The following is a 13,663-nucleotide window of genomic DNA, read 5'->3' on the forward strand; positions in this document are numbered from 1 at the left end:
AATCAGATGGATAAATCCCCCGCGCCGATGACTTCCATCGACCTGCGCGAAATCACTCGTGGCCTGCAAGAAGCCGCAAGCGCCACCAACAGCCTGATCGCACAGCAGTACATCAACCTGTTCGACCAGTTCTTCGAATGCGACGCCGAGGCGCTGGGCGCCCCCATGAAAGCCAAGATGGTCGAAGTGGCCATGGACAGCCAGCACATCATGCGCGTGCCCTTGTTCGCCCTGGTCTCGCCCAAAGGCCTGGCGCTGGAGCGTATGCAGGTCGATCTGTCGGTGCGCGTCAAAGGTACCGAAGCCAAACAGGCTCTGGTGCACGCTGGGGAGAACAAGACCGCCAGCTTTAAAGTCACCATCGGCGGCCAGGGTCGCCAGGGCGAAAACCGTGACCCGGACGAAGTGCAGATCCGCATGCAGTTCCAGGCCAGTGAACCACCAGAAGCACTGAACCGGCTGATCGAGGAATACACCAGCCTGATCACTCCGATACGCGCCCCCAGCCCGCCGCACCCGCCCGGTCCCGATACCGGGACCAATGAATTCATCGAGGCGGCGACCATCCGTTGACAGCCGCCCCGACGCCGCTTAGAAGTCGCGCTTGTAGAAGATGTCCAGTGAGCTGGCAAGCCCGCTGGCGGCTTCCAGGTAGACCTTCTTGCTCAGCTTGTAGCGCAACGCGATGGTGTTGGCGGGTTCGAACACCCCTACCCCGTAACGCAGGCTCAGCTTCTCGGTAAGGTTACCGCTGGCGACCACGCTGGTGGTGTTGCCCGAACCTTCGGTATCCAGCTGGAAGTCGTCGATGCCCAGGCTGGACGCCAGGCTGCCGGTGATGCCGGCGCTACCGGCCAGGCCCAGGCCCAAGGCGGCCTCGGCGAGCATGTTGTTGTCCTCGCCAGAGGTCCCCAGAGGCCGCCCCAATACCAGGTACGACAGCGCCTGCTCCTGGCTCATGGCGGGCTCGGAGAACACTTTGGTAGTGGGCTGCTCGGCGCTGCCACTCAGGCGGATCCCGGCAATCACGTCGTCAACCTGGCGGATGGCTTCGATGTCCAGGTAAGGCTGGTCGATGGGGCCGGCGAACAGCAGCCGCGCCCGGCGGATGGTCAGGCGCTGGCCGTAGGCACGGTAACGGCCGTCGGCCAGGCTGAGCTCGCCGCGGGTATCAAGGTTGTCGCCGATGTGCACATGGCCAAGCAGGTTGGCGGTGAGGCCAAAGCCGCTGAACGACAGCTTTTCGCGGCCCACTTCGACATCGATGTCCATGGCCATCGCCATGGGCGCTTTGCCCTCCTCGGTCTGATGCCCGACGATGACCGTGTCATCCGACACCTTGACGGTGGACGGTGGCAGCTCGCGCACAGTGATCTTGCCCTTGGGTACCTGCACCTTGCCGGTCACGGCCAGCTTGTCGTCGATCAGGCGCAACGTCAGGTCCGGAGCAACCTCAAGCGTCGCATAAGGCTCGACCGTGATCGGCAGCTGCTGGCCCTGCAAGCGCACCTCCATGCCCAGTGCCTGCCCCCAGTGGACGTTGCCGGTCAGCTGGCCACGCCCGGCCTCACCACTGCGCCAGCTGCCATTGAGCTGGACCTGCTCGCCGGCGATCAGCGCCTGCAGCGACAAGTCCTCCAGGCTGGCGGGGAGTTCCGCACCACTGATTTCGCCACCACTGAGCGCCAGGTTGCCGTTGACCTGCGGTGCCAGCAAGCTGCCTGAAAGCCGGCCACTGCCATTGAGCTGGCCTGCCAGGCGCTCGACCATCGGCACGAACGGCCGGGCTACCGACAGGTCCAGCCCGGCCAGACGAAAGTCCCCCGACAAGGGTTTGTCCTTGCCCAGCGGATCGAGCCGGGCATTGATATTCAGCTCACCCAGGCGCTCGCCGCGAAACGCCAGGCGCGTATCGATGCGCCGCGGTCCCAGCGTGCTGTCCACACGCAGGGCCTGGTACGGGAAGTCGACCCAACGGTCCTTGTCGCGCACCCGCAAGGTGCCGCCGCTGGCGTCGATGACGATGTTGCCCTTGGGGCCGCTGGCCGGAATATCCAGGTTGATATCGGCGTTGAGCAGGCCCTGCCAGGCAAAGTCCTTGGGCAGCCACTGGGCCAGGCTGCCCAGCGGGAACTGCTTGAGGTGGTAGCGCAAGCGCGGTTCGGGGGCCAGCCGCTGGTCGTCACCGCACAAGCTGGCCTGGCCGGAGCGCCAACAATGGGCACCGAAGTCCAGCTGACCGCTGGCCAGCCGCTGCAGCCGCGCGGGGGCCTGCAACTGCCAATCCTGCCCGCCGGCCTGGATGCGTCCACTGGCCAGGCGCCCGCGCCAGTCACCTTTGTTCAGCTGGCCATCCAGGCCCAGATCGAGTTTGAGCTGCGGCCCGTCCAGTGCCAGGGTCAGCGCCTGCTGGCGAATGTCGCCTTTGCCGTTGGCCTGCAGCGTACCCAGTGCCGTATCACCCAGTTGGATACCGCTCGCCTTGAGCGCGATTACCCCGCGCTGGGCGTTGTCCAGACGCGCATCCAGATCAAGCTGTTGCAAGCGGTTTTCGGCCTGGGCCAGTCGCTGGCCCTGCAGGGTCAGGGTACCCTGCGGCGCTTGCAAGGTGCCGGCAACATCCAGCCGGCCCTTCACCTGGCCTTGCAGCCTTGGCCACAGCTGGCCGAGGCGCGGCAGGTCAAGGTCGATCCGCCCGGCCAGACGCTGCTGCAGGCTGCCACTGCCGTTGATGCGGTTGTCACCCAGCTGGATTGCCAGCGCACCGAGGGTCCAGCTCTGCCCTGCGCCCTGGGCCTGGGCCTTGAACACCGCCGGCTGGCCGCGCAGGCGGCCTTTGAGGTCAAGCTGGGCATCCAGGCTGAGCACCTCGCCCTTCAGCTCGCCCTTGCTGCGCAGCGGGCCGGCCAGGGTGCCCGGCAGCTCGGCCAGCCAATAGGCCGGGTCGAGCGCCGAAAGCTGCAGGTCGACATCCCAGGCCACGGTGTCGGCAAAGCCTATGGCGACGCTGCCGGCGGCCTTGCCTTGCCCCGCGGTGAGCGTCAGCTGCGGCAGCTTCACCTGCGCCAGGTCACCCTCGAACGGGCTCGCCAGGCTGAACGCCCCCGCCGGGCCGTCCAGGTCACCGTTGAAGCTGCCCTGGTAGTTGCCGTCGCGATAATGCACCTGGGCATTGAAACGCTTGAGGGTGACTTCGGGCGGTGTTTCCAGTGGGTACAGGCGCAACCACGGGAAGTCCTGCCAGTCCAGCTGCGCGTCGGCAGTCAAGGCCTGTTGCCAGTCGGCGGTGGCTTGCAGCTTGACCCGTTGGGTGTCGCTGGCGTTCAGGTCCAGCGCATCGAGCCTGGCGCCTTTGCTGTCGACCCGCCCGGACAATGCCAGGGCGATCGGTGATTGTTCCGCCGGCAGGCTGGCCGACCCCGCCAGCTTATAGCCCTTGAGCAGATCGCCCTTGGCATCCAGCGTGAGCTGGTTCAGCTGAAGGGTGTCAGGCAATGACCCGGCCGGTTTGAAGGCCTCCGAGCGGATCTGCAAGGTAGCCGGCAGGTGCTCGGCCAACGCCTGCAACTGGCCGGTCAGCGTCGCATCGAGGTAGCCACTGCTGGTACCGGCCAGCTTCAGGGTCTTTTGCAAGTCCCCCGTTGCAGTCAACGCCAGCTGCCAGGGCTTGTCCTCTACCGCAGGCAGCTGCAGCTGCGCCTGCAGTTGCACCGGCCAGTCACCTTCGGGCTGCAGATCGCCCTGCAGGTTCAATTGCAGGTCATCGCGCTGCAGGTGCAGGCTGTCGATGCGCATCCCGCTAGTGGTCCAGTGCGCTGCCAGTTGCAAATCGCCCAGCAGGTCGCTGCCATCCAGGCGCAGCTGGCCAACTTTGACCTCCCCCAGCTCGATGGCCAACGGCAGGCGCAGTGCCGGCAACTGCAGCGGACCACTGTCCGCCGCCTGGTCACTGGGCGCAAACGCCATGTCGATGCGCTGTGCCTGCAAGCGGTCGATGCACAGGGTGGCGCGCAGCAGGCAGGTGGGCGACCAGGCGAGCACCGGGGCTTGCACCTCTACCGTGCTGCCGCTATCGGCCCAGCGCAGCTGGCTGGCCTGCCAGCTGCCCGCCAGACGCCCCTGGAAGTCGCTGACTTCAAGCCCGGGCACCTGGCCCAGCGCCCAGCGGCTGCCCGCCTCGGTCCCCAGCAAAAGCCCCAGCGCCATGCCCAGGCTTGCGGCTACTCCCAGCAGGCCCAGCAAAGTGTATTTGATCACGCGCTTCACAGCTCAGGCCCCATGGAAAAGTGCAGACGAATTCCCCCGTCGTCATCCAGTGCCTTGGCCAGGTCCAGGCGCAGCGGCCCCACCGGCGACACCCAGCGCACACCAAAACCGACACCGGTCTTGAGGCTGGGCAGCTCCAGGTCGTTGAACGAATTGCCCTGGTCGACAAAAGTTGCGATCCGCCATTTTTCGGTCAGCGAGTACTGGTACTCGACGCTGCCGGCAACCAGATAACGGCCGCCGATGCGGTCGCCGTCGCTGTTCTTCGGCGACAGGGTCTGGTAGTCGTAGCCGCGCACGCTCTGGTCGCCACCGGCGAAGAAACGCAGCGATGGCGGAATGTTGTTCTTGAAACCATTGGTCGCGCTGCCCCCGAACTGCACGCGGCCGAGGAAGCGGTGGTTGTGGCCGAGCGTGGTCAGCCCCTTGAGCAATACGTTGCCATGCAGCAGGTTGGTATCGGAAACCAGCCCCTCCTTGGCCACCTGGGCGTCGAACTGCAGGCGGTAGCCGTTGTGCGGGTCGATGCGGTTGTCACTGCGCAGGAAGGAATAGCTCACCCCAGGCATCAACAGGTTGCTCAGCCCGGAATCGTCGCCCAGGCGATATTCCTCACGCTGGTACTTGAGCGAAATCACCCGCTGCCAGCCGCTGGGCAGCTTGCTGTGCCATTCGGGCCCGACGGTCAGCAGCTTGCTAAGGGTGTCGGTACCGGCGAGCTCCTCGTTCTGGTAGCCGCCGGCAAAGCGCAATTTGTCGGTCAGCGGTGGGTCGAGGGGTATGTCGTACCACAGCCCGACGTTCTGCCGGGGCGCCGACAGCTCGGTTTCCCAGCCGTAGCTGTGGCCCTGCGGGTTTACCCAGTGGCGGGTCCAGTTGGCCTTGCCGCGCGGCCCGACGTCGGTCGAGTAGCCCAGGCCCAGGCCCATGGTGCGTGGTTTGCGGGTTTCGAGGCGGACATCTACCGGGATTTCTTCAGCTACAGCGGCGGTGGGCGCCGCATCCACGCGCACGCCTTCGAAATAGCCGCTTGATTGCAGGTCATTGTTCAGTTCGGCAATCAGTTCCGAGTCGTAGGGCGTACCCGGTTTGAACGAGACCATGCGCTGCAGCAGGTCGTCGTCCAGCGGCGTGTCGCCACCGAAGGTCACGGCGCCCAGGTGGTAGCGCGGGCCGCTCTGGTAGACCAGTTCGATGTCGGCCACCCCGGCCTGGGGGTCGACCGCCAGGCGCTGGCGGCTGAAGTGCCCGCTGAAGAAGCCGTAGCGCGACGCCTGGTTGAGGATCAGCCGCTTGGCGTCCTCGTACAGGCCGTGGTTGAGTTGTTCGCCCGAGCGCAGCGCCTTGCTGTCCGGTACGCGGAACGCCTTCATCTCGCTGGCCGGGCCTTCGATGCGCACGGTCACGGTGCGCAGGCGGATGGGCTCGCCGGGGTTGATGGTGATGATCAGTTGCGGGGAGTGGTCAGCCTGTTTGCCGGGCTTGACCTCGGTATCGATCTGCGCCTGGTAGTAGCCAAGTGCCTGCGAGGCTTTGCGCGCCTGCTCCTGTGCCCCACGACTGAAGCGTAAAAGTGCTTCTTCATCGCGGTCGCCAAGGGTACCGATATAGCCTTCGACATTGGCCTTGAGCGCCTTGTTGGCCGGTTTGACCTTCACCAGCAACTCACTCTGGCCCCATGCTGCGACACTGGCGGCCCAGAAAACCAGGCCCCAGGTCAATCTTCCTGAATACGTCATGCGGCGCATGCTACCAGACCCAGGCGCTCAAGGGAGCCGCCTGGAGGCCTGTTCAGGCGAAAACGGAACGTGAAGACGTCGGGTTGGGATGGAAGAACACCCTCTCCCGGACGGGTCCAACCGCAACCTCGCCGATTTCCTCATAGCCCTGGCGCTGGTAGAAAGCCAGGTAGTGCTCGTTGCCGGTGTCCAGTACCACACCCTGGGTCCCCGGGTCGTCCGCGCACCAGTCGTGCACAGCTTGTAACAATTGCTCGCCGTAGTGCCTGCCCTGGAACTGCGGGTGCACCCCCAGCAACGGCAGCACATGCACCTGATCGGTGGGCAGGCAGGTGGCCAGGGCGGCCTGGTAGTCCATGTAGCGGCGTGTGCAGCGCAGGCCGGTGCCCAGCATCATGCGCAGGCGCCACGCCCAACTGTCGGCCACCCCCAACCGGCGCAACGGCGGCACGATCAGCGCCACGGCGATCAGGCGGTCTTCCACCAGCAAGCCGATGGCAGGCAGTTGCAAGTAGAAGTGCTGGCGCACCCATTCACGCACCATTGCCCGCAAACGCTGCTCGTATCCCGGGCGCTGGGCCTCGAAGATATAGGCGAAGGTAGGTTCGTGGCGGTACGCGTTGTACAGCAGCGAACGCACCTCGCGGCTGTAACCGTCATCGAGCAGGCAGACACGAGCCGGAGCGGCAGTGGTTTCGGGCATTGCGGGCAGACCTCCTGGAATGGGCATACAGTGCCTTGGAGGGGCTCCAGCGCGCTTCGTTCAGCCCCTACAGCACGTTAGCAGCAGCCTTGCCAAGGCGCCACGCTGGTGATGATGGGCGATGTCGGCTAGCATCGCGCCTTTTACCGGGATCGTCTTTCCATGAAGATCGTCTGTTTCAACATCAACGGTCTGCGGGCCCGTCCGCACCAGCTGGCGGCGCTGATCGAAAAGCACCAGCCGGACGTGATCGGCCTGCAGGAAACCAAGGTCAGCGACGAACAGTTCCCGCTGGCCGACGTGCAGGCGCTGGGATACCACGTGCACTATCACGGCCAGAAAGGCCATTACGGCGTGGCCCTGCTGTCGCGCCAGGCGCCGCTGAGCCTGCACAAAGGTTTTGCCACCGATGATGAGGACGCCCAGCGGCGTTTCATCTGGGGCACTTTTGCCGATGCCGATGGAACCCCGATCACCATCATGAACGGCTATTTTCCTCAGGGAGAAAGCCGCGACCACCCCACCAAGTTCCCGGCCAAGCAGCGCTTCTACAGCGACCTGCAGGCGCTGCTGGAAGGCCAGTTCCGCAACGACCAGCCATTGCTGGTGATGGGCGACATGAACATCTCGCCGCAGGACTGCGACATCGGCATCGGCCCGGACAACGCCAAACGCTGGCTGAAGACCGGCAAGTGCAGCTTCCTGCCGGAAGAGCGTGAGTGGATGGAGCGCTTGAAAGGCTGGGGGCTGGTGGACAGCTTCCGGCACCTGTATCCGGATGTAGCCGACCGCTTCAGCTGGTTCGACTACCGCAGCCGTGGGTTCGAAGACGATCCCAAGCGGGGGCTGCGTATCGACCTGATCATGGCCTCGCAGCATCTGGTGCCGCGGATCAAGGCGGCGGGTGTGGATTATGAGTTGCGGGGGATGGAGAAACCTTCGGACCATGCGCCGATCTGGTTGGAGCTGGGTTGATAAAGTGCATGCCTTGAGGTATGGGCTGCCAGTGAGATCGAGCGCCGCCCGCGCGGCGCATCGCGGATAAATCCGCTCCTACATTTGTTGCAACGTGCCGAACCTGTAACGCCATGGCTGCCAGCCCTGGCGCATGACTTGAGCCGGGCAAACCGGCTGACAACCATGGCCTCACAGGCATGGCCACGTTGCAACAAATGTAGATACTCTGTTGGCGGTCAAGCTTTTCTGAGGTGTTCAGAGCTGAAAAGCTTGGCCGTATCAAATGGCACATCCCCGCGCATGCATGCCCAGATACCTGTCAGGTATTTGCGCATGACAGCGGCGATAGCTTGCATTTTTTTCTTGCCTCTACCGATCAGCGACTCGTAAAAGGCCTTTGCATAAGGGTCACAGCGCACCGCAGTCAACGCTGGCATATACATGGCTGCGCGTAGATACGCATTCCCACTCTTACCGAGCCGGCCTGGCTTGTCGATGCTTGTTCCAGATTGTGTCTGTCGAACATCCAGCCCCGCATGGCGTGCTACCTGAGAGGACTTGAGCAGTTCAGGCAGTGTGGTCAATTCAGCCAAAGCTGCAAGTGCCGTAACTTCTCCTATTCCGGGGCCTGCGAGTAGTTGCTTGTATTGCTGGGTGAGGGTTGGACATTGGGCGATCAGTTCGCGTCCTGCTTTACGAAAGCGCTCAATGCGAGTGTCCAGGGTGGCAATCGCCTCCTCCTGATCCTCGATCAAAATAGAAATGGTCGTAGCGGTCGCCTGCAGTGCATGCAGCTCATTTTTCGCCCTGGTGCGGTGTCCTACCAGCCGATTGATGTGCCGACCGAGGGCCCTGAGCTCAAGCTGTACAGGGCTTGGCGGTGTCCACAAGCGCGGCGTCATACGCTCGCCGTACTCGGCTAGCAACTGAGCATCTATTGCATCAGTCTTGCTGTTGACCAGCATGAGCTTGGCGAAGTTATGGAAACTTTTGGGGTTGATGACTGAAACAGGAAGGTCGGCCGCATGCAGCTCAAGCGCGAGGTCCAAATAATAGATCCCCGTGGCCTCCATCACGATCGTCTTGGGTTTGAGGGCCTGCAGTTTTTTCACCGCTGCCTTGCGGCCAGCGGGTGTCTGGGCGATGTCCCATTGCCCGACAGGGCGCCCGAGGGTGTCAGAAATTTTGTGTTCGGGCATAACATGAGTAAGAGGTGCATGTATGCCAACCAAAAAAAAACCGCTCCGAGAGTTACCAAAGGTTCCGCAAGAGCTGCTGGAACAGTTTTCCGCTGTTCCGCTGATGACCGCAGAAGCCATCGAAGAGGCCTCTGCGGCATTCAAGAAGGCGCTGATAGAGCGAGCCTTGAATGCCGAACTGGGTCATCACCTGGGCTATCCACCGGGCGCGCAGCGCCCGGAGGATGAAACAAACCAGCGAAATGGGAAGAGCGGCAAAACGGTACTCACTGGTGATGGCCCGCTAAGGCTGGATATCCCTCGTGACCGGGATGGCAGCTTTTCGCCCATTTTGATCCCCAAACATGAGCGCCGTTACACCGGTTTTGACGACAAGATCATCGCCATGTATGCCCGCGGTATGACGGTCAGAGAAATCCGTGCCTTTCTCTCCGAGCAGTATGGAACAGAGGTCTCGCCCGACTTCATCAGTTCCGTGACCGACGAGGTCATGGAGGAGATTGGCGCGTGGCAACAGCGGCCTCTGGAACCGATGTATCCGGTCATTTTCTTTGATGCTCTGCGGGTCAAAATTCGCGAAGAAGGCTTGGTTCGCAATAAAGCGATCTACTTGGCACTGGGCGTTTTGCCAGATGGAACGCGCGATATTCTTGGCATCTGGATTGAGAACACCGAAGGTGCGAAGTTCTGGATGAAGGTGTTCAATGACCTCAGGACGCGCGGCGTCGAGGATGTGCTGATTGCCGTAACCGACGGCCTCAAAGGCATGCCGGAAGCGCTCAGTGCAGTATTTCCGGAGACGACACTGCAGACCTGCATCGTCCACCTGATCCGCAACAGCCTCGCTTATGCGGCCTGGGACAAGCGTCGAGCCTTGGCCAAGGCTCTCAAACCGATCTATCAGGCCATCAACGCCCAGGCGGCTGAACAGGCACTGGATGAGTTTGAAAGCGGGCCTTGGGGCACGCAATATCCAACAGTGGTGACTGCCTGGCGACGGGCGTGGGATCGAGTGATTCCGTTCTTTGCTTTCCCACCGGCCATCCGGAAGGTGATCTACACCACCAATGCCATCGAGAGTATCAACGCTCAGCTACGCAAGATCATCAAAACCCGCGGTCACTTCCCGAACGACGACGCGGCGACCAAACTGATCTGGCTGGGGCTGCGCAACATCACAGCGAACTGGGGGTCAGCGGCGCATGACTGGAAAAGTGCGATGAATCAATTTGCGATTCTGTACGGAGATCGGTTCATCAGGCCAACCTGGTGAAATCAAGGCCTGCCGTGCGGCAGGCCGTTACCGGCCCGCACACAAAAAACCTGACACTCCCGGGCGCCCATCTTTACGCACCCCAGCAATCGAAGTACGCGAACCGATATCCACGCCAACACAGACACTCATTCTTCCCACCGCATGTGAGTTAGGTAACAATGGCCTCCGGTTCCCCGACCTCGAAATTCATGCCGCTGCAACCTTGTAATGCGAAGTCCGACTAGTCGGCTTCTCGATACTCTTCGTAGTGGGCAATGAGGCGGGGGACCTCTCTACATACAAGGTCAGGGCAAGCCTGCCTTCAGGAGCGATCGGTCTCCCCGGAAGTGCTTCTCGAACCTGACCAGAATAACCTCTCTCGTCAGGGTCAGACACAACATACAAGGAGCGGATTTATCCGCGATGCGCCGCGCGGGCGGCGCTCGATATCCCACGCAACACAACACCCAAGGCATGCACAGCGCCCCCTCACAACCCCAACCGCAACACCTCCCCCACCCCCGCCCCACGCACATCATCCGCCGCACTGACCAGCGCAAAGTTGTAAGCCCCATGCGACCAATACCGCGCCTCCAGCTGCCCATCAATCCGCTGCCCCTCCGGCATGCGGCGGTACTGCTCACCCGGCGAGCGCAGGAACAGGCTGATGCGCTGGCCAGCGCCATCTTCGAACACCAACAACGCCGCCGGCCCCTGCTCGTTGCTTAGCAAACGCGCACCCACCGGCTTGAACCCATACCCCGCCAGGTCCGGCAACCGACCCACGCGGCTGAAGTGCCGCCCCAGCCAGTCACGCAACTGCCCCGGGTCGCTGGCCTGGATATCCAGCGTCTGGCTGCCGACAAACAAGCGGTGCGCCTGGACCGCATCGGCCATGGGCAGGTCGGCACGCGCCAGGCTTGCATCGCGTACTTGCCAACCGCCCAGGCCACCCACGCCCAACGCCAGCACCATTGCCGCCGCTACAGCCCAGCGGCGTTGCCGACGCTCGCGCAATCGCCCGCGCAGCTGCCGCAGATCCAGCTGGGCCGCCCCGGTTGATTCGCCAAACCCGGCCAACGCGGTACGCAACCGGCGGGCATCGGCACGCCAGCCCTCGACCCGTGCCGCCGCCTGCGGGTTGGTCGCCAGCCAGGCCTGCACCTCGGCCCGGCGGCCCGGCGCCAGGCGCTCATCGACGTAAGCATGCAGTTCGTCTTCACTGGGAATCAGGCGCGTCATTTCAGTCTCCGCAAGGCCGGTGGCTGGGGGTTGCCCTCGGTCAATTCGCGCAAGGCATTGCGCGCGCGCGACAGGCGCGACATCACAGTGCCGATGGGGATGCCCAAGGCCTGGGCGGCCTCCTTGTAGCTCAAACCCTCGATGCTGACCAGCAGCAGCAAGGCGCGCTGCTCGGGCGTCAGCCGGGCGAACGCCTGAAGGTCGGCCTGGGCCAGGACGATGGCTTCGAGGTTGTCGCCGAGCGGCTCATCCTCGCGCTCGGCACGGCCGAACCAGGACAGCCAGCGGGCGTGCAGGCGGTCGCGGCGTTTACCGTCGAGGAACAACCGGTAAAGGATGGTGAACAGCCAGGCGCGCAGGGCATCGGCGTCACGTTGTTGGTCGCGTCGGCTCAGGGCGCGCTCGACCGTGGCCTGCACCAGGTCGTCGGCGCTGCCGGGCTCACGGGTCAGCCACACCGCAAAGCGGCGCAGACGGGCGAGCAGTTCGCGCCACTGGTGGTCGTCCAGGTCGTGCATGGCCAGGTCCCAGCCTCAGGGGTAGTCAGTGTAAAGGGCAGACGCCTGTGAAGAAATTCTATTCCCGGCGAGGGAATAAGTTTTTACCTCCCGCGTCGTACTGGCATCTTCACTGAACCGGACGATGATCATGAACTCACCTTTGCACGGCCCGGCCAAGGCCCTGCGCCTGGCCGCCATCGGCGCCGTGATGCTGGCCGCAGGCGCCGGCTTTGCCTATGCTGCCGGCTGGCTCGGGGAAACCCGCCTGACCCCACAGCGCATCATCGACACCTTCGAAGCCCAGGCCGGGCACTACCCGGGCTATCGCAAGAACCACGCCAAGGGCCTGTGCGTCAGTGGCTACTTTCAGGCCAGCGGCCAGGCCGCCAGCTTGTCCACGGCGCGGGCGTTCAGCCAGCAACGGGTGCCGGTGATCGGCCGCTTCGCCATCGGTGGTGCCAACCCGTTCGCCCCGGATACCGGCATACCGGTGCGCAGCCTGGCGATTCAACTGAGCACCGACGATGGTCAGGTCTGGCGTACCGGCATGAACAATCCACCCGTATTGGCGGTAGGCACGCCGCAAGCATTCTATGAGCAAGTGCTGGCGGGGGCACCTGTACCTGCCACCGGCAAACCGGACCCGGCAAAACTGCAGGCGTTCTTCGCCGCCCACCCGGAAAGCGCGGCGTTTCGCCAATGGGCGGCGGGCTACAAGCCCAGCGACAGCTTCGCCAGCACCCAGTACCACAGCATCAACGCCTTCCGCCTGATCGACGCCAGCGGCGCCGCCCACCCGGTGCGCTGGCAGCTTGAGCCGCAAACCGCGTTTGCCGCGTTGCCCGCCCAGGTCGACGACAAACAGTTCCTGCAGCATGACCTGCAGCAGCGCCTGGCCCAGGGCCCGCTGCGCTGGACGCTGCGGCTGGTGCTGGCCGAACCCGGCGATGCCGTGGACAACCCTGCCCGCCCCTGGCCTGCCGAGCGGCGCAGCGTGGACGCCGGCACCTTGGTGCTGGAACAGGTCGACGCCCCTGAGCAGGGCGCTTGCCGCGACCTCAATTTCGACCCGCTGATCCTGCCGCGGGGCATCGAAGCATCCGCCGACCCGATCCTGGCCGCCCGCTCGGCTGCCTACTCGGAATCCTTCAACCGCCGCAGCCGCGAATCGCTCGGCACCGGAGCCCACCCATGAAACCCGAAGCCTTCCACCCCATCGCTCGCCTGCTGCACTGGCTGATGGCCGTGTTGATCCTGGCCATGTTGTTCATCGGCGTGAGCATGGTCGGTGACCTGTCGCCACGCCACCCTGTGCTGATCGGGCTGCACAAGGCCACCGGCCTGGCCCTGCTGGTGCTGGTGGTACTGCGCATCGGCGTGCGCCTGTTGGTGCCGCACCCACCCCTGCCCCGCGACCTGCCGCCCCTGCAACGCTGGGCTGCCGGGGCCTCGCACCTGTTGCTATATGGCCTGATGCTGGCCATGCCGCTGCTGGGCTGGGCCATGCTTTCGGCCGGCAACTACCCTCGCCCGCTTGGCTTGCCTGCCATCGCCCCGCATGACCTGCAACTGTATGCCGTGCTGCGACAGGCGCATGGATGGGCCGGCTACCTGCTGTTTGCCACCGTGCTGGTGCATCTGGGCGCGGCACTGATGCACGCCTGGGTGCGCCGCGACGGTGTGTTGCGTAGCATGTGGCCCGGCCCGCTGCGCCGTCATGAATGACCTGAAAGGGTGCAGAGGGTTCGACAGTCGATAATTGTTCTTATTAGTATCGACCCTTCACTGCCAAACTGCCCTGG

The 13,663-nt window shown here is 63.8% G+C and carries 11 protein-coding genes; 5 read left to right on the forward strand and 6 right to left on the reverse strand.

Annotation, left to right across the window (positions count from 1 at the left end; all coding sequences use genetic code 11):
* Nucleotides 1-6 precede the first annotated feature (6 nt).
* Nucleotides 7-573, forward strand: coding sequence for a DUF2589 domain-containing protein (locus AC5O5I_RS15490; protein ID WP_172229101.1), 567 nt, complete (start codon nt 7-9; stop codon nt 571-573).
* A gap of 18 nt (nt 574-591) precedes the next feature.
* Here AC5O5I_RS15490 and AC5O5I_RS15495 read toward each other — a convergent pair whose 3' ends face one another.
* The 3 genes from AC5O5I_RS15495 to AC5O5I_RS15505 are packed head-to-tail and all read right to left on the reverse strand — an operon-like array spanning nt 592 to nt 6,708.
* Nucleotides 592-4,266 (reverse strand): translocation/assembly module TamB domain-containing protein, encoded by a 3,675-nt coding sequence (locus AC5O5I_RS15495; RefSeq protein WP_494511092.1) that lies wholly within the window; start codon nt 4,264-4,266, stop codon nt 592-594.
* Complete coding sequence (locus tag AC5O5I_RS15500; RefSeq protein WP_494512767.1) at nt 4,263-6,005, reverse strand: autotransporter assembly complex protein TamA; 1,743 nt, start codon at nt 6,003-6,005, stop codon at nt 4,263-4,265. Before AC5O5I_RS15500 ends, AC5O5I_RS15495 begins: the two co-directional genes overlap by 4 nt.
* 52 nt (nt 6,006-6,057) lie before the next feature.
* Nucleotides 6,058-6,708 (reverse strand): GNAT family N-acetyltransferase, encoded by a 651-nt coding sequence (locus tag AC5O5I_RS15505; RefSeq protein ID WP_494511093.1) that lies wholly within the window; start codon nt 6,706-6,708, stop codon nt 6,058-6,060.
* 162 nt (nt 6,709-6,870) lie between these two features.
* On the opposite strand from AC5O5I_RS15505, the gene xthA reads away from it, so the two are divergent.
* Entirely contained in the window at nt 6,871-7,683 is an 813-nt protein-coding gene (gene xthA, locus AC5O5I_RS15510; protein ID WP_494511094.1) for an exodeoxyribonuclease III, read from the forward strand.
* A 218-nt stretch (nt 7,684-7,901) separates the two neighbouring features.
* Here the strand turns inward: xthA and AC5O5I_RS15515 are convergent, their stop codons facing one another.
* Nucleotides 7,902-8,864: an IS110 family RNA-guided transposase gene (locus tag AC5O5I_RS15515; RefSeq protein WP_494511095.1), complete on the reverse strand. Its 963-nt coding sequence runs from the start codon at nt 8,862-8,864 to the stop codon at nt 7,902-7,904.
* A 22-nt stretch (nt 8,865-8,886) separates the two neighbouring features.
* On the opposite strand from AC5O5I_RS15515, the gene AC5O5I_RS15520 reads away from it, so the two are divergent.
* Nucleotides 8,887-10,137, forward strand: coding sequence for an IS256 family transposase (locus tag AC5O5I_RS15520; RefSeq protein ID WP_494510981.1), 1,251 nt, complete (start codon nt 8,887-8,889; stop codon nt 10,135-10,137).
* Nucleotides 10,138-10,608: 471 nt separating this feature from the next.
* Here AC5O5I_RS15520 and AC5O5I_RS15525 read toward each other — a convergent pair whose 3' ends face one another.
* Both AC5O5I_RS15525 and AC5O5I_RS15530 read right to left on the reverse strand, forming a co-directional pair.
* A complete protein-coding gene (locus AC5O5I_RS15525) occupies nt 10,609-11,361 on the reverse strand; it encodes an anti-sigma factor family protein (RefSeq protein WP_172229963.1) in 753 nt (250 codons plus the stop codon).
* Complete coding sequence (locus AC5O5I_RS15530; RefSeq protein WP_172229960.1) at nt 11,358-11,879, reverse strand: sigma-70 family RNA polymerase sigma factor; 522 nt, start codon at nt 11,877-11,879, stop codon at nt 11,358-11,360. Before AC5O5I_RS15530 ends, AC5O5I_RS15525 begins: the two co-directional genes overlap by 4 nt.
* Before the next feature lie 124 nt (nt 11,880-12,003).
* Here AC5O5I_RS15530 and AC5O5I_RS15535 point away from each other — a divergent pair, with 124 nt between their 5' ends.
* A complete protein-coding gene (locus AC5O5I_RS15535) occupies nt 12,004-13,056 on the forward strand; it encodes a catalase family peroxidase (RefSeq protein WP_172229957.1) in 1,053 nt (350 codons plus the stop codon).
* Entirely contained in the window at nt 13,053-13,586 is a 534-nt protein-coding gene (locus AC5O5I_RS15540; protein WP_172286420.1) for a cytochrome b, read from the forward strand. Before AC5O5I_RS15535 ends, AC5O5I_RS15540 begins: the two co-directional genes overlap by 4 nt.
* Nucleotides 13,587-13,663 lie beyond the last annotated feature (77 nt).

Source organism: Pseudomonas sp. 9_2_1 (assembly GCF_059295275.1).